Source organism: Mycoplana rhizolycopersici (genome assembly GCF_013378445.1).
Taxonomy (GTDB): domain Bacteria; phylum Pseudomonadota; class Alphaproteobacteria; order Rhizobiales; family Rhizobiaceae; genus Mycoplana; species Mycoplana rhizolycopersici.
The window spans coordinates 14,042-32,306 of the sequence record NZ_JABXYK010000025.1 but is presented as its reverse complement, the minus strand read 5'-3'; the positions used below and the strand labels follow the sequence as shown (position 1 = coordinate 32,306).

At 64.0% G+C, this 18,265-nt stretch carries 18 protein-coding genes; 8 read left to right on the top strand and 10 right to left on the bottom strand.

Annotation, left to right across the window (positions count from 1 at the left end):
- The first annotated feature begins 73 nt into the window (after positions 1-73).
- The 3 genes from HV823_RS24580 to pobA all read left to right on the top strand — a co-directional run bounded on the left by HV823_RS24580 (position 74) and on the right by pobA (position 2,818).
- Positions 74-973 carry a helix-turn-helix domain-containing protein gene (locus HV823_RS24580; protein WP_176952311.1) on the top strand — a complete coding sequence of 300 codons (900 nt, stop codon included), beginning with the start codon at positions 74-76 and terminating at the stop codon, positions 971-973.
- Positions 974-1,067: 94 nt separating this feature from the next.
- Positions 1,068-1,631: an NIPSNAP family protein gene (locus HV823_RS24575; RefSeq protein WP_176952310.1), complete on the top strand. Its 564-nt coding sequence runs from the start codon at positions 1,068-1,070 to the stop codon at positions 1,629-1,631.
- Positions 1,632-1,651: 20 nt separating this feature from the next.
- Complete coding sequence (gene pobA / locus HV823_RS24570) at positions 1,652-2,818, top strand: 4-hydroxybenzoate 3-monooxygenase (protein ID WP_176952309.1); 1,167 nt, start codon at positions 1,652-1,654, stop codon at positions 2,816-2,818.
- Positions 2,819-2,887: 69 nt separating this feature from the next.
- Here the strand turns inward: pobA and HV823_RS24565 are convergent, their stop codons facing one another.
- The gene (locus HV823_RS24565) at positions 2,888-3,652 is read right to left on the bottom strand and encodes an IclR family transcriptional regulator domain-containing protein (protein ID WP_176952308.1); all 765 of its coding nucleotides are present in this window, start codon (positions 3,650-3,652) and stop codon (positions 2,888-2,890) included.
- A gap of 151 nt (positions 3,653-3,803) precedes the next feature.
- On the opposite strand from HV823_RS24565, the gene HV823_RS24560 reads away from it, so the two are divergent.
- The 4 genes from HV823_RS24560 to HV823_RS24545 all read left to right on the top strand — a co-directional run bounded on the left by HV823_RS24560 (position 3,804) and on the right by HV823_RS24545 (position 7,361).
- The gene (locus tag HV823_RS24560; RefSeq protein ID WP_176952307.1) at positions 3,804-4,511 is read left to right on the top strand and encodes a 3-oxoacid CoA-transferase subunit A; all 708 of its coding nucleotides are present in this window, start codon (positions 3,804-3,806) and stop codon (positions 4,509-4,511) included.
- On the top strand, positions 4,508-5,197 hold the full coding sequence (locus HV823_RS24555) for a CoA transferase subunit B (RefSeq protein WP_176952306.1): 690 nt from the start codon (positions 4,508-4,510) through the stop codon (positions 5,195-5,197). The genes HV823_RS24560 and HV823_RS24555 overlap by 4 nt, the downstream gene beginning before the upstream one ends.
- Positions 5,198-5,207: 10 nt before the next feature.
- The gene (gene pcaF, locus HV823_RS24550; RefSeq protein WP_176952305.1) at positions 5,208-6,413 is read left to right on the top strand and encodes a 3-oxoadipyl-CoA thiolase; all 1,206 of its coding nucleotides are present in this window, start codon (positions 5,208-5,210) and stop codon (positions 6,411-6,413) included.
- Positions 6,414-6,566: 153 nt separating this feature from the next.
- Complete coding sequence (locus HV823_RS24545; RefSeq protein ID WP_176952304.1) at positions 6,567-7,361, top strand: IclR family transcriptional regulator; 795 nt, start codon at positions 6,567-6,569, stop codon at positions 7,359-7,361.
- A gap of 72 nt (positions 7,362-7,433) precedes the next feature.
- Here the strand turns inward: HV823_RS24545 and HV823_RS24540 are convergent, their stop codons facing one another.
- From HV823_RS24540 to minC, 8 genes are all read right to left on the bottom strand, one after another.
- Positions 7,434-8,045 (bottom strand): NIPSNAP family protein, encoded by a 612-nt coding sequence (locus HV823_RS24540; RefSeq protein WP_176952303.1) that lies wholly within the window; start codon positions 8,043-8,045, stop codon positions 7,434-7,436.
- Positions 8,032-9,789 (bottom strand): FAD-dependent oxidoreductase, encoded by a 1,758-nt coding sequence (locus tag HV823_RS24535; protein WP_176952302.1) that lies wholly within the window; start codon positions 9,787-9,789, stop codon positions 8,032-8,034. The genes HV823_RS24540 and HV823_RS24535 overlap by 14 nt, the downstream gene beginning before the upstream one ends.
- On the bottom strand, positions 9,773-11,560 hold the full coding sequence (locus tag HV823_RS24530) for an FAD-dependent oxidoreductase (RefSeq protein WP_176952301.1): 1,788 nt from the start codon (positions 11,558-11,560) through the stop codon (positions 9,773-9,775). The genes HV823_RS24535 and HV823_RS24530 overlap by 17 nt, the downstream gene beginning before the upstream one ends.
- Positions 11,561-11,717: 157 nt before the next feature.
- Positions 11,718-12,530 (bottom strand): TIM barrel protein, encoded by an 813-nt coding sequence (locus tag HV823_RS24525; protein ID WP_176952300.1) that lies wholly within the window; start codon positions 12,528-12,530, stop codon positions 11,718-11,720.
- Positions 12,531-12,540: 10 nt separating this feature from the next.
- Positions 12,541-13,326, bottom strand: a complete 786-nt coding sequence (locus HV823_RS24520) for a shikimate dehydrogenase family protein (protein ID WP_176952299.1) — start codon at positions 13,324-13,326, stop codon at positions 12,541-12,543.
- Between the two features lie 242 nt (positions 13,327-13,568).
- The gene (gene minE, locus HV823_RS24515; protein WP_176952298.1) at positions 13,569-13,832 is read right to left on the bottom strand and encodes a cell division topological specificity factor MinE; all 264 of its coding nucleotides are present in this window, start codon (positions 13,830-13,832) and stop codon (positions 13,569-13,571) included.
- A complete protein-coding gene (minD, locus tag HV823_RS24510) occupies positions 13,829-14,644 on the bottom strand; it encodes a septum site-determining protein MinD (RefSeq protein ID WP_176952297.1) in 816 nt (271 codons plus the stop codon). The genes minE and minD overlap by 4 nt, the downstream gene beginning before the upstream one ends.
- Positions 14,645-14,676: 32 nt before the next feature.
- Complete coding sequence (gene minC, locus HV823_RS24505; RefSeq protein ID WP_176952333.1) at positions 14,677-15,408, bottom strand: septum site-determining protein MinC; 732 nt, start codon at positions 15,406-15,408, stop codon at positions 14,677-14,679.
- Positions 15,409-15,672: 264 nt separating this feature from the next.
- On the opposite strand from minC, the gene HV823_RS24500 reads away from it, so the two are divergent.
- Positions 15,673-16,695: an LLM class flavin-dependent oxidoreductase gene (locus HV823_RS24500; RefSeq protein WP_176952296.1), complete on the top strand. Its 1,023-nt coding sequence runs from the start codon at positions 15,673-15,675 to the stop codon at positions 16,693-16,695.
- A 151-nt stretch (positions 16,696-16,846) separates the two neighbouring features.
- On the opposite strand, the gene HV823_RS24495 is transcribed toward HV823_RS24500, so the two are convergent.
- Entirely contained in the window at positions 16,847-17,863 is a 1,017-nt protein-coding gene (locus HV823_RS24495) for a hypothetical protein (protein ID WP_176952295.1), read from the bottom strand.
- Between the last annotated feature and the right edge of the window lie 402 nt (positions 17,864-18,265).

Below are 18,265 nucleotides of genomic sequence, written 5' to 3'. Positions count from 1 at the left end.
GGTCCCGACCGGACCAATGGACGCACCGGCGCAATTGTTGCACAATTCGGTCGGGAGGTTTCCGGGAGGATGGATGGCGAACGCGGCTGCAGGCGGAATTCCGCACTATTATCTCTATGGCGATCAGGGCGCGGACGTCGAACTGGACTTCCTGCACATAGAGCCCATCCGCGACCGGAGCGGCCCGAACGACTGGAGAATCCGTCCCCATTCGCATCCCGATCACATGCAGGTTCTGTTCGTTCGCGGCGGCGGCGGGACGATCCGGATGGAAGAGCAGATCCTGCCGATTCCGGTTCCCGGCGTTCTCGTGGTGCCGGCGGGCATCGTTCACCAGATCGATTTCGATCCCGGCACCGACGGTTTCGTCGTCACTGCCGCGTTGGGCTGTCTGAAGGCCGCGGCAGCCGGCGACGCGCGCCTGACCGAGGCAGCGGCGCGCCCGGCCGTCTATCCGCTGACGGGGACAGGCGTCAGCATTCCCGCCGTCAACGACACGTTCGAGTGGCTGCATCGGGAGTTCATCTGGTCGGCGCCGGGGCGGCGTACGGCGATCGTGGCGCAGTACATGCGGATCCTGGTCGTGGTGCTCCGGCTCTATGTGACGACAGGGGATCCGGGTGTTGCCGCGCCGGATCGTGACTACGACCTGCTGGTGCGCTACCGCGCACTGCTGGAGGAGCACTTCCGCAACGAGCGTTCGCTGGCCTTCTACGCCGGCGATCTCGCCGTCACGCAGGCGCGGCTGAACGCCGCCTGCAAGGCCCGCGCCGGCAAGACCGCCTCCGAACTCCTGTACGAGCGGATCGTCATCGAAGCCAAGCGATACCTGGTCTATACCGAAAGCAGCGTGGCTCAGGTCGCCCACCTGTCCGGCTTTGAGGATCCCGCCTATTTCAACCGCTTCTTCACGCAACGCGTAGGCCTGTCGCCCGGCGCATTCCGAAAGCAGAAGCTGCATCAGGAGGCGTGAGGCGACCCGCGTCCGGGTATCGTCCAATCTTTCCGACGCTCCGTCCATTTCCCAAATCGCCTTCCTTGGCCACTGTTTGCTTGAGGAGGACGACATGATCCATGAATGGCGATGCTACCGGTTGAAGGCCGGTGCTGCTCCGGACTATCTGGCGCTCTTGGCCGACGAGGGTCTGCCGCTCGTCACGCGTCATCTGCCGCTGATGGGCTACTGGCTCGCCGAGACGGGGACGCTCAATACCATCCATCACCTGTGGAGTTATGCCGACTGGGCGGAACGGGAAAGCTGCCGGGCCGGGCTCGCAGCCGAGGAAGCGTGGGTCCGTGGTTTCGTTCCAAAGGCTTTCGCGCTCGTGGAAGAACAGCGCAATCGCCTGCTGAAGATCACACAGACGTCCCCTGTTTTCGAGGCTGCGCTGGCGCGACGCCGTGAGCAGCGCCCGGCGCGGGCCATAGGTGTACCGCTTTTCGCGACCGATTGTGCGGTACTGTCGTCCGGTCATTCCGCAGGCGGAGCGGTCGCCGTGTGGGAAGCGGTGTCGGGCGAGCCTGAGCCGCCGATATCGCTGCTGCCGCGCGCCGGCGACCCTGTTCCCCGCGAACCTCTTTCCGGCGCCGGCCATGTGGTGCTGCGTCCGCTCTGCTTCTCACCGCTTTGATTTATCGGAGACAACCGAAGATGCGTCATCAGGTCTGTATCATTGGCGGCGGCCCATCCGGGTTGCTTCTTTCACTGCTTCTGCGTCGCGCCGGCATCGATGCCGTCGTGCTCGAACAGCGTACCCGCGACTACGTGCTGGCCCGTATAAGGGCCGGCGTACTCGAGCAGGGACTGTGCGACCTGCTTCGCGAGGCAGGCGTCGGCAAGCGGCTCGATGCGGAGGGCTTCGTGCATGACGGAACGATCATCGCCGCGCATGGCCAGAAGGTTCACATCGATTTTCGCGCGCTCACCGGCAAGACGGTGACCATCTACGGCCAGACGGAAGTCACCCGCGATCTCTACGACGAACTGGACCGGACCGGCGCGCCGATCTTTCACGAGGCCGAGGAGGTCGCGCTGCACGATGCCGACGGCGATGCGCCCTACGTCACCTTCACCCAGCACGGCCGAAACCACCGCATCGACTGCGACTATATCGCCGGCTGCGACGGCTTCCATGGCATCAGCCGCCGCACGATCCCGGAAACGGTTCGGCGGGAGTATGAACATGTCTATCCGTTCGGCTGGCTGGGCATCCTGTCCGAAACCCGGCCGCTCTATCGCGAACTCGTCTACGCCGGGCACGAGCGAGGCTTCGCGCTCTGTTCGATGCGCAACGCCCATCTGAGCCGGCACTATCTTCAGGTGCCGCTGACCGACAAGCCGCAGGACTGGAGCGACGACGCCTTCTGGGCGGAACTGCGCCGCCGCCTGCCGCCGGATCTTGCCGATACGCTGGTGACCGGACCTTCCGTGGAAAAATCGATTGCGCCCCTGCGCAGCTTCATCTCCGAACCGATGAGCTGGGGTCGTCTCTATCTTGCCGGTGACGCTGCGCACATCGTGCCGCCGACCGGCGCCAAGGGGCTGAACCTTGCCGCGTCCGACGTCTACTACCTGTCCCGGGCGATGATCGCCCGCTACGCCGGGGACGAGGGCCTGCTGAAATCCTATTCGGCCACCGCGCTTGCCCGGGTGTGGAAAGCATCGCGCTTTTCCTGGTCGATGACCCGGATGCTCCACGACTTCCCTGCCGAAGGCGATTTTCTGCAGAGGATGCAGCGGGCGGAGGTGGACTATCTTGCGGGATCGAAGGCCGCGCAGACCACACTTGCGGAAAACTATGTCGGCCTGCCCTACTGACGGCGTGGGGCGAGCAACGGCGGCGACGGTTCAAGCTTGTCTGATCTAAGGGGCGTTTGCCCCGGTTTTCTATACCAGCATCCTCGCCATTTCCTTCTGTACGGCGAGCAGGGGTGCAAGATAGCGCTCGGCCAGCGCGGAGACCGGTTCGGCCGTCACGGCGGCCAGACCCACGTTCAGTGCTGCGACGGTGTGGCCGCGCACGCTCTTCAGCGGAACGGCGATCGATCGCAGCCCGATTTCCACTTCCTGGTCGATCAGCGCATAGCCGCGCAGCCGCGTCTCGTCGATTTCCGCCATCAACGCATCGATATCGGTGATCGTGTGCTCTGTGCGGGCCAGCCGGGGTGAAGCCTCAAGGATGGTGCGTACGCGATCGCGATCGAGTGCTGCCAGCAGCACGCGCCCCATGGAGGTGCAGTAGGCGGGCAGCCGCGATCCCGGCATCAGCGCGATGGACATGACGCGCCGCTGCGCCGCACGCGCAACATAGACGATTTCCGTCTCGTCCAGGATCGAGACGGAGGTGCTTTGGCCGATCTCTTCGGAAAGCCGGTCGAGGATGGGCTGCACGATCCGCGGAAGCGGCATGGTGGCGAGGCACCCTGTGCCGAGACGGAGGATGCGCGGCGTGACGGTGAAGAACTTGCCGTCATAGGCGGCATAGCCGAGCTCCGAAAGCGTCAGCAGGCAGCGGCGCGTCGTCGCCCGGTCGAGACCGGCAATTTCGGCCGCTTCCGCAATGGAAAGGCGCGGATGCTCGGCGCTGAAGGCTTCGATGACCTTCAGGCCTTTTGCAAAGCCGCCCATCATGTCGCGTTCCTTGACTGTCATGAGTTCGCTCCAGTGCCAGAATATGTGCGATAGTCGAACAAAAATCATATAGCGCACAAATCGATTGCCGTCGATGGCTGTCCGGGGGTAATTTCCGCCTCGAAACGGCGGCGGGGCGACGTGGCTTTCGCGCCGGACGGAGGATTTTCGGATGGACAAGACAAATGCGAACGCGGCGGAAGCCGTTGCCGGAATAGGCGACGGCGCGCGCGTCATGATCGGCGGTTTTGGCGGCTCAGGCGCGCCGATCGAGCTTATTCACGCGCTGATCGACAAGCGCCCGCGCGGACTGACCGTCATCAACAACAACGCCGGCAATGGCCGCATCGGCATCGCTGCGATGATCGATGCCGGCATGGTCAGCAAGATGATCTGCTCCTTCCCGCGTTCGTCCGATCCGCGGGCCTTCACCGATGCCTATCTGGCCGGCAAGGTCGAGCTTGAGCTGGTGCCGCAAGGCACACTGGCCGAGCGCATCCGCGCCGGCGGCGCCGGCATCCCGGCCTTCTACACGCCGACCGCCTACGGAACGGAGCTCGCCGACGGCAAGGTCATCGCGGAATTCGACGGGCGTTCCTATGTGCAGGAGCGTTGGCTGAAGGCGGACTTCGCGCTCATCAAGGCGCATGTCGGCGATACCTTCGGAAACCTGACCTACAACAAGGCCGCGCGCAACTTCAATCCGCTGATGTGCATGGCGGCTGCCGAGACGATCGTGCAGGTGTCGCGGCTTGTCCAGCCCGGCGGCATCGATCCCGAAGACGTGGTCACGCCCGGCATCTTCGTCAACCGTGTCGTCGAGATTGCCGATCCCCAGCAGGAAGAAGTGCTCATTAAAGCCGGAGTGGCCTACATATGACCGTCGATACGCGCGAAGACATCAAGCTCTCCAACGCCCAGATTGCCTGGCGCGCTGCGCAGGACATCAAGGACGGCGCCTATGTCAATCTCGGCATCGGCTTTCCCGAAATGGTTGCCCGCTACCAGCCGCCCGGTCGTTTCGTCACCTTCCATACGGAAAACGGCGTGCTCGGCTTCGGCGAGCCGCCCGCGGCCGGCGAAGAGGACTGGGACCTGATCAATGCCGGCAAGAAGGCGGTGACGCTGAAACCGGGTGCGGCCTTTTTTAATCATGCCGACAGCTTCGCCATGGTCCGCGGCGGTCACCTCGACGTCGCCATTCTCGGCGCCTACCAGGTGGCGCAGAGCGGTGATCTTGCGAACTGGCGCGTCGGCTCCAAGGGGGTTCCAGCCGTTGGCGGCGCGATGGACCTGGTGCATGGCGCCAAGCAGGTCTTCGTCATCACCGAGCATGTGACCAAGACCGGCGAGCCGAAACTCGTCGAGAAGTGCACCTTCCCGCTGACCGGCGTGGGCTGCATCACGCGCGTGTATACCAGCCACGCCGTCATCGACATCGTCGACGGGCGTTTCGTGCTGCGCGAAAAGCTGCCCGGCATGACGGTCGAGGAACTGCAGGCGATGACCGGCGGCAAGCTTCATGTCGATGGCCCGGTGGCCGATCTCGTCGCTCCGGCGCTGTGAGGAAAATCCCATGACCGACGCCTTTATCTGTGACTACATCCGCACGCCGATTGGCCGCTACGGCGGCTCTCTCTCCTCCGTCCGCGCCGACGATCTGGGTGCTGTGCCGTTGAAGGCGCTCATGGAGCGGAACGGCGGCGTCGACTGGGAGGCGGTGGACGATGTCATCTACGGCTGCGCCAACCAGGCCGGCGAAGACAACCGCAACGTTGCCCGCATGTCGCTGCTTTTGGCAGGGCTGCCGGTTTCGGTGACGGGCACCACGATCAACCGCCTTTGCGGTTCGGGCATGGATGCCCTCATCGCAGCCGCCCGAGCCGTCAAGTCCGGCGAGGCGGAACTGATGATCGCCGGCGGCGTCGAAAGCATGAGCCGCGCGCCCTTCGTCATGCCCAAGGCCGAGACTGCCTTCTCGCGCAGTGCGGCGGTCTACGACACCACCATCGGCTGGCGTTTCGTCAATCCGCTGATGAAGGCGCAGTACGGCGTCGATTCCATGCCGGAGACCGGGGACAACGTCGCGATCGACTACAAGGTCTCGCGTGTGGACCAAGACGCCTTTGCCGTGCGCAGCCAGGAAAAGGCCGCTCGCGCCCAGGCGAACGGCCGGCTTGAAAAGGAAATCGTCCCCGTCTTCGTCCCGCAGAAGAAGGGCGATCCCGTCGCAGTGAGCCAGGACGAGCATCCGCGCGCAACGAGCCTCGAGGCACTGGCCAAGCGGAAGCCGGTCAACCGGATGGAAGGTGCTACCGTTACGGCGGGCAACGCCTCCGGCGTCAACGACGGCGCGGCGGCCCTGATCGTCGCTTCCGCTGCGGCAGCGAAGAAGTACGGCTTGACCCCCATCGCCCGGATCGTCGGCGGCGCGACGGCCGGTGTGCCGCCACGCGTCATGGGCATCGGCCCGGCTCCGGCTTCCAGAAAGCTGCTCGACCGGATCGGCTGGAGCGCGGCCGAACTCGATGTGATCGAGCTCAATGAGGCCTTCGCATCGCAGGGGCTCGCCACGCTTCGCCAGCTCGGTATTGCTGACGACGATCCTCGCGCCAACGCGAATGGCGGCGCGATTGCTCTCGGGCATCCGCTCGGCATGTCCGGCGCGCGCATCGCCGGTACGGCGGCACTGGAACTTGCGCTGAGTGGCAAGCGCCGCGCGCTCGCCACCATGTGCATCGGTGTCGGCCAGGGTATCGCGGTGGCGCTCGAACGGGTTTGATCCACGCGCCATTGTTCAAGAGCTTCATCGGCCGCACGTGGATGGCGCGTGCGGCCTTTTGCGTCGGGAAGCAGTGTCGCCCCTCCGCCGATTTATCTTGACTGCTTCAGGGCTTGCGCCAAAAATGGAATGATAATCCAGATTGGAACGCCCATGAGTATCCTTGAGAAGTCCCTGAGCATCATCGAATTCCTGGCCGAGCGGCCGGCGGGGTTGTCCGTTTCCAACATCGCGCAGCGCGTGAACCAGCCGGCGAGTGGCGTTCACCGTACTCTCAACGAATTGATTCGACTGGGTTATGTGCGTCAGGTTCAGGAGCAGGGAGACTATGCGCTGACGATGAAGCTGGCCGCGCTCGGCGTCGGCTTCCTCGGGCGAACCGGCGTCGGCGACGTGGCGCAACCGATTCTCGACCGGCTGGCACAGACGAGCGGCGAGTTGATTCGCCTTTCGGTGATCGATGGCGACGATCTGATCTGGGTCGCCGTGGCGCAGGGGGCTACGGGCGGCTTGCGATACGATCCGGGCCAGGAACAAGGCGTCGTGGTCCATCTCGCAAGCAGCGCCGGTGGGCAGGCGTGGCTTGCCTCGATGAGCGACGAGGAGGCGCTGGAGCGGGTTTCGCGCCAGGGGCTGATCAATCCCGGCAAGCCATCGGGACCGGGCGCGCCCCGTACGATCGCGGAACTTCTGGACATTCTCGCCGAGACGCGCAAGCGAGGCTATGCGCGCTCGGTCGACAGCTACATCATTGGCATGGCTGCTATGGCAATGCCGGTGCGAAGCGGCGGACAGGTTATCAGTTGCCTGTCGATCGCAGCGCCCGCCGTTCGCATGACGCCTGAGCGGATGGCCGAGCTTGCGCCCCATCTTTCTGCCGCTGCCGAAGAGATCGGCCTTGCGGCCAACGGTTCCAAGTATTTCCCCGGACTGCACAAGCACGGTTGAAGGGGACCCGGCGAAGAACGGCCCACTCCTGTTCGGGGCGGGCCGTGTCGGGCTTAACGATATTGCAAAGACCTATTTCAACGGGGAGTTCGCCGTCGGGAAGGCAATGGTCGAGCGCATGTCCGTCGTCAGCCAGTCTGGCCCGCCCTTTGGCGGCCAGACGCCCTGGGCGACGGAATCCGCACGGATCTGGCCGCGCTCGTTGACGGAGGCAAAGGGCCAGATGTGGGTCATGCGCGGCTTGCCGTCGATGCCGTACATGCAGATCGCCAGCTTCGAGAGTTCGGTGCGCGCCGGGACGGCGGCCTCCCAGGCGCGGATGGTCGGTTCCAGTCCGCCGGACTTCAGCACATAGGTGCGAAATTCGTAAGCCGGCCCGAAGCTGCCGGTCTCGACTGGTGGCAGGAAGGGAAACGGGGCATAGCCCTCAAGCTCCAGCCCGGTCAGCCATTCGGCCGAGCCGAACGGGTTTGCGGCCCGCAACGTGCGCTCGCGCTCCGCATCGTAATCCGCCGCGGTCTCGAACCCGCGGAAAACCAGAACGCGGTTCAGTGCGCCGATGTCGGCGTAAAAGATACCGAGAAGGCACCCCTTTCCTTCGCTTGCGAAGGCCTCGATCGCGGGCGCAGCTTTGGCGGCCGCCCCCATGCTGGTCGAAAGTGTCGCAATTTCATAGCGTTGCACGGTTCTTCCTTTCATCTGTCCTTGCGCCGGTGTTGTTCGTCGGCATGTCCTTGAGCTTGCCGGCCGCATGCTTGGCAACACGCCAGCCGAAGACGATCGCCGGGCCGATGGTGGTGCCCGGTCCGGGATAGGTGCCTCGAAAGATCGAGGCGAGATCGTTGCCGCAGGCATAGAGACCGGCGATAGGCTCGCCTTCCTTGTCCAGGACCCGGCCGAATTCGTCACCGGACAGGCCGGCGCTCGAGGCGAGATCGGACGGTCGGACGGCCATGGCATAGTACGGCCCGGCGGCGATCGGTCCCATACAGGGGTTCGGACCTATGGCGGGATCGCCGTTGAAGCGGTTCACGACGGAACGCCCGCGCCCGAACGCCTCGTCTGTGCCCGTCGCGGCCGAACGGTTATAAGCCTCGACCGTGGCTGCAAGCGACGGTGCGTCGCAGCCGATTTTCGCCGCGAGCTCAGCCAGGGTCTTCGCCTCGATGACGTAGCCGGCCTTGATCATCGCGCCGAGATTGCGCGCTCCCGGCAGGATCATCCCCATACCGTAGCGGCGGATGAAGGCGGTGTCGCAGATAAGATGCGCAGGGATGGCGCCGCTTCTGATCTGCCCCATCGCGAAGTCATGATAGGAATCGGATTCGTTGACGAAGCGCTTGCCTGATGCGTCAACGGCCAGAAGGCCAGGTTTGGCACGATCGAGAATGATATGCGGCCAGACCGCCAGCGTACCGTCCGGGCGCCGGTAGGACGAGCACGGCATCCATAGTGCCGGGCTATCGCCGCCATCCTCGAAGCCGGCGCCGATGGCGGTTGCAATGTCCGCCCCGTCGCCGGTGTTGCTCACCGGGCCGAGCGCATAGTCCCGCGTGCCCTCCGGGAAGAGCCGTTCACGGATCTGCCGGTTCCAGCAGACGCCGCCGGTCGCCAGGACGACACCCTTGCGCGCGCGGATGCGGCGGGTGCCGGACGGACCTTCCATGACCGCGCCGACGACGCGGCCGTCTTCGACGATCAGTTCCTTGACGCCGGTTTCGAAAAGGATGGGTACCTTTTCCTTGCGCAGGCTATGGAGCAGCCGTGCCACAAGAGCATTCCCCATCAGCAGCCGCGTTCCCCGCCGATAGCCGAGGCGATCCAGGAGATAGCGGCCGACGATCGTCATGGCACTGCGAAAATTGCCGATCGAGCGCAGCGGTGAAAGCAGCGCGTCGAGTTCGTTTCGGCCGACCATCATGCCGCCGAGGCCGACGAATTCCGGGCGTGGCGGGCGCACCCGGTCGAAGTCGACGCGCCCGAGCAGGCGTCCGTCGAACATCAGCGGCGCCAGCGCCCTGCCGCCATAGGCGGAACCCGGCCCGTCGAGATAGTCCGGATGGGCGGTTGCGGCGACGAACTTCACGTCCGTCCGGCTGTCGAGCTCCTCGATCGCCGGCCTGCCGGAGGCAAGAAACGCCTCGCGAAGGCGAATTCCGCTGCGATTGGGAACGACGGACTCCAGGAACGCCCGCGCATCCTCCACCTTGTCGGGTACGCCCGCCAGTTCGGAAAGATGCGTTCCGGGCACCCACGTCGTGCCGCCGGAGGTGGATGTCGTACCCCCCACCTGGTCGGTCTTTTCGCAGAGAACGACGTTCAGTCCTTCCAGAGCTGCTACCAGCGCGGCCGTCATGCCGCCTGCACCTGCTCCGCAGACCAGCAGGTCGACCTCCTCGATCGTTTCCGGCTCAGCGTTCGACGGCATTTTCATTCCTCCCGTGGCTATCAGTCTCCGCCGCGTTGCGCCCGGCAATGGCTTCGGCGGCGAGGAATCCATAGGTCATGGCAGGACCGAGCGTGATGCCTCCGCTCGGATAATTGCCACCCATGATGCTGTTCATATCATTGCCCGCCGCGTAGAGCCCCGGGATCGGCACACCGGACCCATCAAGAACCCTGCCCAGGCCATCGGTTTCGATGCCGGCGAAGGTGCCGAGGCTTCCCGGAACGACCCGCACCGCATAGAACGGTGCGCGCACGATCGGCGCAATACAGGGATTTGGCCGGTGGTCGGGATCTCCCTGGGCGCGCTGGTAGGGCGTCGTGCCGCGATGAAACTGCGGGTCCTCTCCCTGCATCGCATGACGGTTGAAGTCCGCGACAGTCCGCGACAGGCCGGCCGGATCGATGCCGCAAAGCCTCGCCAAAGCCTCGATGGATGATCCCTTCATCAGGTAGCCGTTGCGCAGCCAGCGGCCGAAGGGGACCGGCGCGGGCTTGACGGCGCCCAGACCGTATCGGCGGAGGAACCGATGGTCGCAGATGAGCCAGGAAATCGCCGGCTCGCCGGCAGGCGTGGCGGCGATCATTTCGCGGACATAGTCGTGGTAGGGGCCGCCTTCGTCGACGAAACGCCTGCCCGTTGGCATCACCGCGATGATACCCGGCTTACCACGCTCGACGAGGTGCGGAAAGCGGCCGACGCTGCCGTCCCGCCGGGGGGCGAGCGAAACCGGCGCATAGGCCGCGGCATGGCTCATCCGTTCCGACACATGCCCGCCGGCGCTTTCCGCAAGCCGTAATCCGTCGCCTGTGTTGGCCTCGGCCGCGGCAGAGCAATGCCGCGTCCCGGCGCGGACATGCGGCAGGAGATCATGAAGCCGAGCGGGATCATGGGGAAACCCGCCCGTGGCGAGCACCACGCCGCGTCCCGCGGTGACGGCAACGCAGCCTGATGGCGTGTCGATCATCGCTCCCGTTATCCGGCTGCCGTCTCGGATCAGTTCGCGCGCGGGCGAGCGCGGCCAGAGCGCCACTCCCCTGTCCGCTGCCGAACGCAACAGGCGCGCCACGAGTGCGTTACCATTGACGAGCTGCATTGCGCGGCGATGGAGGAGCAGGTCACGGGCATGCCTCAGCACGCGGCGCGTGACATAGGCAAACGCGGCCGGCGAACGCATGGCGGTGAGAAACATGCGCATGTCGATGCCGGATGCGATGCCCATTCCAAGAAACGTCGTCTCCGGGATGGGCGGACGCAGGCTCCGGATCAGGTTGCCGAGCTTGCGGCCGTCATAGGGGGCGGCGGCGACGGATCGCCATCCTGTTCCGGCGCCGGGGGCGTTGCCGTGAAAATCCGGCACGCCACTGCCCGGCAGAAAATGCACGTCCGTATAGCGCTCGAAGAAGTCCAGCATCCGCGGGGCGGCGCTCAGATAGCCTTCGATCATCGCTTCGTCATAACGGTTTCCTAGAACGTGACGCAGATAGGCTTTCGGCCCTTCCGGATCTTCGCCCTTCCCTGCGGCGAGCGCGTGCGGGGCGTTCGGCACCCAGAGCCAGCCGCCGGAATAGGCCGTCGTGCCGCCGAAGGTTTCGGCCTTCTCGGCGACGATAACGCTCAGCCCGAAATGGGCGGCGGCGACGGCGGCGGACAGTCCGCCTGCACCCGATCCGACGACGAGAACGTCGCATTTGACGCTCTCGCTCTCTGCAATCGGTTCAACCGTGTATCCAGCCTTAGGGACTGCGTTCATCGCCGCCTCCTCCCATGAGGCAAGGCCTTGTCTGATCTGCCGGCATTCGCGACACGACGCTAACTCGAAGCGCGTATCTCCTCCTGCGTACGCAGGTACGCACTTGCCTCCGCTCATTATGCATAAAATGGAATGATATTCAATATCAGAATATCATTCACAAAATGTTCGCTATGGTCGCCTTTGCGGCAGCGAGCGCCTGAGCGGCCCTGTCGCGGGGCGACAGCCGGTTCACGAGGTCCGCAGATGCGATCTCGATGCTGATCGGTACATCCGCAGGCAGGGCGCGCACAAAGGCCGCAAGGTCTATGCCGCCCTCGCCCGGCAGCAGCCTTCCCCCGCGCGCGATGCTGATCAGCCCCGCGTCACTGCGATCGTACTCGGCCGGCGCGTCGCAGAGTTGGAAGTAGTGGATTCGGTTGGCAGGCAGGCTTTGCAGATCCTCGACCTTGCCGCCGGTACGGTCCCAATGCAGCGCGTCTGCAAGCACGCCGCCGTTGGACTGGCCGGCCCCCTCGACGATCGCTTTGGCTTCTGCGGCGTTGCGAACGCCGGTCCAGGGCATGAATTCGAGATCGGCGGTCAGACCGTAGCGCGCGGCCAGTTGCGCAAAGGCGCCAAAGGTCTGCGTCAACCGTGCCAGTTCGGGATCGTCTCCGGCAACGAGTACGTTTGCAGCACCGAGTGCGGCGGCACATTCAAGAAAGCCTGTGAATTCTTCGGCCTTCGTGTAAGGCTTCAACCTGACGATCTCCACGTCGCCGACGCGAATGCCGGTATCTGCCAGAGCGGCGCGCGCTTCGGCCAGCACCGAGGCGTCCGTCAGGATCGGATAGGGTCCCTCGCCGTTCGCCGCCGGCAGGAGCCGAAGGCCGACGCTGTCATAGCCGGTTTCGGCCGCGACGCTGATCGCCTGGGTCGGGTCAAGGTCGGGAACGGTAAGAAAGGCGAGAGCAAAACTGCGGCTCACGATGCGCTCCTCACGTCCTGCAGAGATAATCGACCATGAGATCGCGCACTTCGACGAACATGTCGGTGCCGGTAATCGCGTTGCAGCCGATCGCGCGCGCCCTGGCGACGAGCGGGGAGATCGCTGGCTTGGTAATCACTTCACCGATGAACATGTCGGACGTCAGCTTGTCGGCATCGAAGGGCAGCGGGTCGTCTTCCTTCATTCCGGCGGGGGTGGCGTTGACCACCACATCGAAGCCGCTCGGATCGGCACTGCCGGCGGTGATCTTTGCGAGACCGAGCGAGGACAGCCGCTCGATCAGACTGCCGCGCCGGGCGGCATCCATTTCGTGGATGGCCAGTTCGGAGATGCCCGCGAGCACGAGCGCGTGCGCGATCGCGCTTCCCGCGCCGCCGGCGCCAGCGAGCAGCGCCCGCTTGCCTTCCAGAACGCAGCCTGCCTTCCGCAGGGCGGCGACATGGCCGATGCCGTCGAACATATCGCCTTCCCAGCCGGTTTCTGTGCGGCGCAGCGTGTTCACGGCGCCGAGAAACGATGCGCGCTCGGAGAGCCGGTCCGCCATGGCGATAGCCGCCATCTTATGCGGCACGGTGATGATGACGCCGTCGAGGTTCTCAAGGGTGCGGGCGCCGGACCAGAACGTTTCAAGGTCCGATGGCGCGACGCGACCCGGGATACAGATGGCGTTAAGACCGCGGGCCTGCAGCATTTCGGTGACACCGCCGGGCGACTTCACCTGTGCGATCGGATCGCCAATCACGAAATGCAGGCGCAATGCACCGTTGAGTTCCATATCCGTCTCCTCCAACGAATTTGAATTTCATTCCACTATTGAATATAGATCAATAGTTATGCGGTCCAGCGAAATTTGAAAACCGCGGTGCGGAGGATTGCCAGTCGATTGTGTGGCCGGGAGCGGATGGGGAAACACGAAAAAGGACAGCCACCGCATGACGCTTCGAAGCGCTTTGCGGTGGCTGCCCTTGAAATTGGATGCTTTCTGTCCTTAGGGGATGCTGATCCCCGTCGTCGGCGTCAGGCGGCGCGAACCGTTACGGTCACGGGGATTTCGATATCGACTTCCAGCGTCGTGACGTGCTCGCCGCGCTCCATCTTGACGCTGACCTTTTCGTCGTCGATCTCGACATGCTTGGCGATGACCGCAAGGATTTCCTCCCTGAGGATGGCGACGAGGTCCGATTGGCCCACCGAGGCACGCTCATGCGCCAGCAGGACCTGCAAGCGTTCGCGCGCCATCGGAGCGGAGCTCTGCTTGCGGAACAGGCTAAAAATGCTCATGCTGCCCTCCGTCCGAAAATCTTGCCCAGAAGCCCGCGCTTCTCGCCGGGAATGGTCATCGGGACGGTCTCGCCGGCAAGGCGGCGTGCGGCGTCGAGATAGGCAAGTGCCGGGGCGCTGCGGCTGTCCGCCAGCGTGACCGGCGCGCCGATGTTGGACGCCTTCAACACGTCCATGCTTTCCGGCACGATGCCGAGCAGGGGAATGGACAGGATCTCGAGAACATCGTCGACCTTCAACATGTCGCCGCGTTCGGCACGCACGGCGTCGTAGCGGGTGAGCAGCAGATGCTTCTCCATCCGCTCGCCTAGCTCTGCCTTTTCGGTCTTGGAATCCAGAAGACCGATGATGCGGTCGGAATCGCGGACCGAGGAGACTTCCGGGTTGGTGACGACGACGGCGACGTCGGCGTGGCGCATGGCCAGCGTCGCGCCGCGCTCGATGCCAGCCGGGCTGTCGCAGATGATCCAGTCGAAATGCCGCTTCAGATCGTTCATGACCTGCTCGACGCCTTCCGCTGTCAGGCTGTCCTTGTCGCGGGTCTGGGAGGCCGGCAGCAGGAAGAGCGTATCCAGGCGCTTGTCGCGGATGAGCGCCTGCGGCAGCTTCGCATCGCCCTGGATCACGTTCACGATGTCGTAGACGACCCGGCGCTCGGCGCCCATCACCAGGTCCAGGTTCCGCAGGCCGACGTCGAAGTCGACCACCACGGTCTTCTCGCCGCGCTGGGCAAGCGCAGCGCCGAGGGCAGCGCTCGACGTCGTCTTGCCGACGCCTCCCTTGCCCGATGTAACAACAACCACTTTCGCCATCTTCCCGCTCCTGTTGCTGGCCGGCAGCCGGCTCAGTTTAGTCTTTCCGCCTTGATCGAGTCGCCGTCGAGCCAGAGTTGCACCGCCTGGCCGCGCAGGTCGGGCGCCATGTCTTCGGCGGTTTTGTAGACGCCGTCGATTGCCAGCAGTTCCGCTTCCAGCCTGCGGCAGAAGATCCGCGCTCCCGCATTGCCAACCGAACCGGCCAGTGCACGTCCCCTGAGGGTGCCGTAGATGTGCACCGAACCGCCGGCGATGATTTCCGCGCCGGAGGCAACCGATCCAATGACCGTGACGTCGCCTTCGGGAAAGATTATTGATTGCCCGGAGCGCACCGGCTCCCTGACGATCATCGACGCCGGAGCCCGTATCGGCTGCGCCTCCGGAAGAACCTCGGCCGCCTTCTCCGCGGCCTGCGCCGGTTCTGCGGCCGGGACTTCGACGTCCGGGGCGGGTCTGCCGCCGCGCATGGCCGGCGGCATGCCGGGTCCCATAATCGACGGGCGACCGCCCTCGATACCCATGATGCGCACGTTCCGGTTTGCGAGCTCTGCGAGCAGTTCCTTCAACTGGGTCCGGTCGATGTCGAGTTCGGCGACGTCGAGTACGATCGGCCTTTCCAGGAAGAACCCCGCGGAACGACCGGCCAGATCATCGAGCCGGGCGAGCCAGTCGTCGAGCGGGAGTTCCGGCGATAGCATCAGCGCAAGGAACGACCTGCCCTTGATTCGGATTGAGCGAGCTTCTGTTAACACGTTGGAAATCTTCGTTAATTTTTCGTTCTCGATAGGTACGCGATTCACGGTTAACAAAAGGTTAACGGACGGCTGCCTTGCGTAACGAATGCGACCCGGCGCGTGTCCGCCTGTCCTGCTTCAACAGGGTGATGCGCAGCGGGAAGTTGCAGGGCGCTTGGCCGATGGCGCAGATGGCTGAACAGTCCGTTCGTCATTCCCCGACTATTGCGCCAATGCCTCCTGTGGCAACAATGGGCGCGACACTCGAAGAGAAGATCGGGCAGCAACATCATGAAGAAAATCGGTTTCCTTTCCTTTGGCCACTGGTCCCCCTCGCCGCAGTCGCAGACCCGCTCCGCCGGCGACGCCCTGCTTCAGTCCATCGATCTCGCCGTCGCCGCCGAGGAACTCGGCGCGGATGGCGCCTATTTCCGCGTGCACCACTTTGCCCGGCAGCTGGCGTCGCCTTTTCCACTTCTTGCGGCCGTGGGGGCGAAGACAAAAAGCATAGAAATCGGCACCGCAGTCATCGACATGCGATATGAGAACCCTCTCTACATGGCGGAGGACGCGGGAGCGGCCGACCTGATCGCCGGCGGACGGCTGCAACTGGGCATCAGCCGCGGCTCGCCCGAGCAGGTGATCGACGGCTGGCGCTATTTCGGATACCAGCCGGAAGACGACAAGACCGACGCCGACATGGGTCGCAGCCACGCCGAGGTGTTTATCGAGGCGTTGAAGGGCAACGGCTTCGCAAAGCCCAATCCGCGCCCGATGTTTCCAAATCCGCCGGGCCTGTTGCGGCTCGAGCCTTATTCAGAGGGGCTGGGAGAGCGCATCTGGTGGGGCGCCGGTTCGAACGCCACGGCCGTCTGGGCCGCGAAGCTCGGCATGAACCTGCAAAGTTCGACGTTGAAGGACGACGAGACGGGCGAGCCGTTCCATGTGCAGCAGGCCGCGCAGATCCGCGCCTACCGCGAGGCCTGGAAAGAAGCGGGGCATACGCGTACGCCCCGCGTTTCCGTAAGCCGTAGCATCTTCGCGCTCACCGATGAACGTGACCGCGTCTATTTCGGGCAGGGTGGCAAGGAGAGCGATTCGATCGGCTTCATCGACGAGAACACGCGTGCGATCTTCGGACGCTCGTATGCGGCCGAGCCGGAAGCTCTCGTCAGGCAGCTTGCGGAAGACGAAGCGATCGCCGAGGCCGATACGCTGCTTTTGACCGTCCCGAACCAACTCGGCGTGGACTACAACGCGCACGTCATCGAAGCGATCCTGAAGCACGTGGCACCCGCGCTCGGCTGGCGGTAACGCATGGCGCGCAAAAGTGTGCGGCGCCGATAACGACAGGCGCAAAAACGAAGACCTGAAAGCGTGTCGCGTGAATGCTGTTCCACGCGATACGCATTAGCAGGCGGGCGACGCCGGCCAGGCTGTCAAGCGTTGCGCCGGCGTTCCGCGGTCAGGCGGCCTTGGCGGCTGCGACCTTCAGGACGTCCTCGGTGATCTGCCGGTCGTCGGCAAGCGTGCGGGTCGGGGGCAGCCCGAGTTTTTGCAGTTCGCCATGATAGGCGCGAACGGCTTCCTCCGGACCGAGCGTGCCGTCGGCGACGGCGCGCATCAGGACGATCAGATGCAGCGGCGCTTCGGCGAGGTTGATCTTGCGGCCGAAAAGCGCAAGCCGCGCGCCGTAGCGTTCGGACTGGGCAACGAGCTCGAACGTGTCGCGCGTCGTGCCCGCGCCACCGCCGAGCACGCCGACGATGAGTTCGGAATCGAAGTTCACCAGTTCTTCCAGCGCCTTCGGCCCGTTGTAGGGCGTCTTGAGGAACAGCGGGCGATCCGCGCGCGGTACGCTGGCCAACGACTTGATGATGTGGTCGTTTACGAACTCGCCGATCTGCTCGCGGTCAAGGCCGATGTCGACGCTCGGATTGAAGACCTCGTAGAAGTACTTGAAATTGTTGCGCGCGGCTTCGGCGCGGAATTCGGCAAATGCGTTCAGCGTACGGACGTCGCGTTCGACGTCATTGCTGAACGAGACCGAATAAAGCGCGAGGTCCGTCCCCGACGTCGGATAGTTGGCGATCGCGCGCGCCAAGTTTGCGTCGCGGAACGGTATGGACGGGGTCTGCGTATAGGTGCCATGACGGACCGCGCCCCAGCACATCGTTTCCAGATTGCCCCGGATGGCGGGCTTCATCTCGCTGCCGAGGAAGGCGCCGCGCTCGTCCAGAAGATCCAGATTGGATTGCGACACCAGCATGATATCGACGATATCCTGCTGGATGATCTCCTCGATCTGGGCAATGAATTCCTGGCGGCTGCGGCGGCGCGGCGGCTTGACCGAATAGTCGAACCCCGTCGCGGTGACGCCGGCACCCACATCGCTGTCCTTGGCGTCGGCAATGATGAAGTCGGTCGGCTTGTAGCGGCCGGCGCGGATGTTCGCCAGCTTCCTGTCGAGTCTCGTGAGCATCGGTGTTCCTCGCTTCAGATCGTCTTGTTCTGAGTGGAGAGTTGGCGGTCTCCACCTTCTTCCCCGCCATAAGGAAAGAATTTCCATAATCTGTCAATAACTACCTATATCTCTCTAATTTGGTGCTGCTTTGAGCGGTCCTCCGTCTTCACGCAATATGTATGAACTGCGCTGTTTTTTGAAAAAGTTATTTATATCAATAAAATAATATAGTTTTTGGAATTGCTGAGCCAACTCCTTTGCCCGCCGCAACTTGCACAGGGTTCAGTCACCAACGCCGATGCAGTGCATGAAATCCCTCGCGGTTCTCTTCGGATGTCGCGTCGTCATCCTCAGGATCCGCGGCTTTCGACAAATTCGATGCAAAAATCTTCGTGCTCTCGCGCAATATTCGCGAATTTG

Bases quoted from the DNA above. Each gene is read 5' to 3' on its own strand.
- HV823_RS24580 (WP_176952311.1), top strand. From the start codon at position 74: ATGGCGAACGCGGCTGCAGGCGGAATTCCGCACTATTATCTCTATGGC.
- HV823_RS24575 (WP_176952310.1), top strand. From the start codon at position 1,068: ATGATCCATGAATGGCGATGCTACCGGTTGAAGGCCGGTGCTGCTCCG.
- pobA (WP_176952309.1), top strand. From the start codon at position 1,652: ATGCGTCATCAGGTCTGTATCATTGGCGGCGGCCCATCCGGGTTGCTT.
- HV823_RS24565 (WP_176952308.1), bottom strand. From the start codon at position 3,652: ATGACAGTCAAGGAACGCGACATGATGGGCGGCTTTGCAAAAGGCCTG.
- HV823_RS24560 (WP_176952307.1), top strand. From the start codon at position 3,804: ATGGACAAGACAAATGCGAACGCGGCGGAAGCCGTTGCCGGAATAGGC.
- HV823_RS24555 (WP_176952306.1), top strand. From the start codon at position 4,508: ATGACCGTCGATACGCGCGAAGACATCAAGCTCTCCAACGCCCAGATT.
- pcaF (WP_176952305.1), top strand. From the start codon at position 5,208: ATGACCGACGCCTTTATCTGTGACTACATCCGCACGCCGATTGGCCGC.
- HV823_RS24545 (WP_176952304.1), top strand. From the start codon at position 6,567: ATGAGTATCCTTGAGAAGTCCCTGAGCATCATCGAATTCCTGGCCGAG.
- HV823_RS24535 (WP_176952302.1), bottom strand. From the start codon at position 9,789: ATGCCGTCGAACGCTGAGCCGGAAACGATCGAGGAGGTCGACCTGCTG.
- HV823_RS24530 (WP_176952301.1), bottom strand. From the start codon at position 11,560: ATGAACGCAGTCCCTAAGGCTGGATACACGGTTGAACCGATTGCAGAG.
- HV823_RS24520 (WP_176952299.1), bottom strand. From the start codon at position 13,326: ATGGAACTCAACGGTGCATTGCGCCTGCATTTCGTGATTGGCGATCCG.
- minE (WP_176952298.1), bottom strand. From the start codon at position 13,832: ATGAGCATTTTTAGCCTGTTCCGCAAGCAGAGCTCCGCTCCGATGGCG.
- minD (WP_176952297.1), bottom strand. From the start codon at position 14,644: ATGGCGAAAGTGGTTGTTGTTACATCGGGCAAGGGAGGCGTCGGCAAG.
- HV823_RS24500 (WP_176952296.1), top strand. From the start codon at position 15,673: ATGAAGAAAATCGGTTTCCTTTCCTTTGGCCACTGGTCCCCCTCGCCG.
- HV823_RS24495 (WP_176952295.1), bottom strand. From the start codon at position 17,863: ATGCTCACGAGACTCGACAGGAAGCTGGCGAACATCCGCGCCGGCCGC.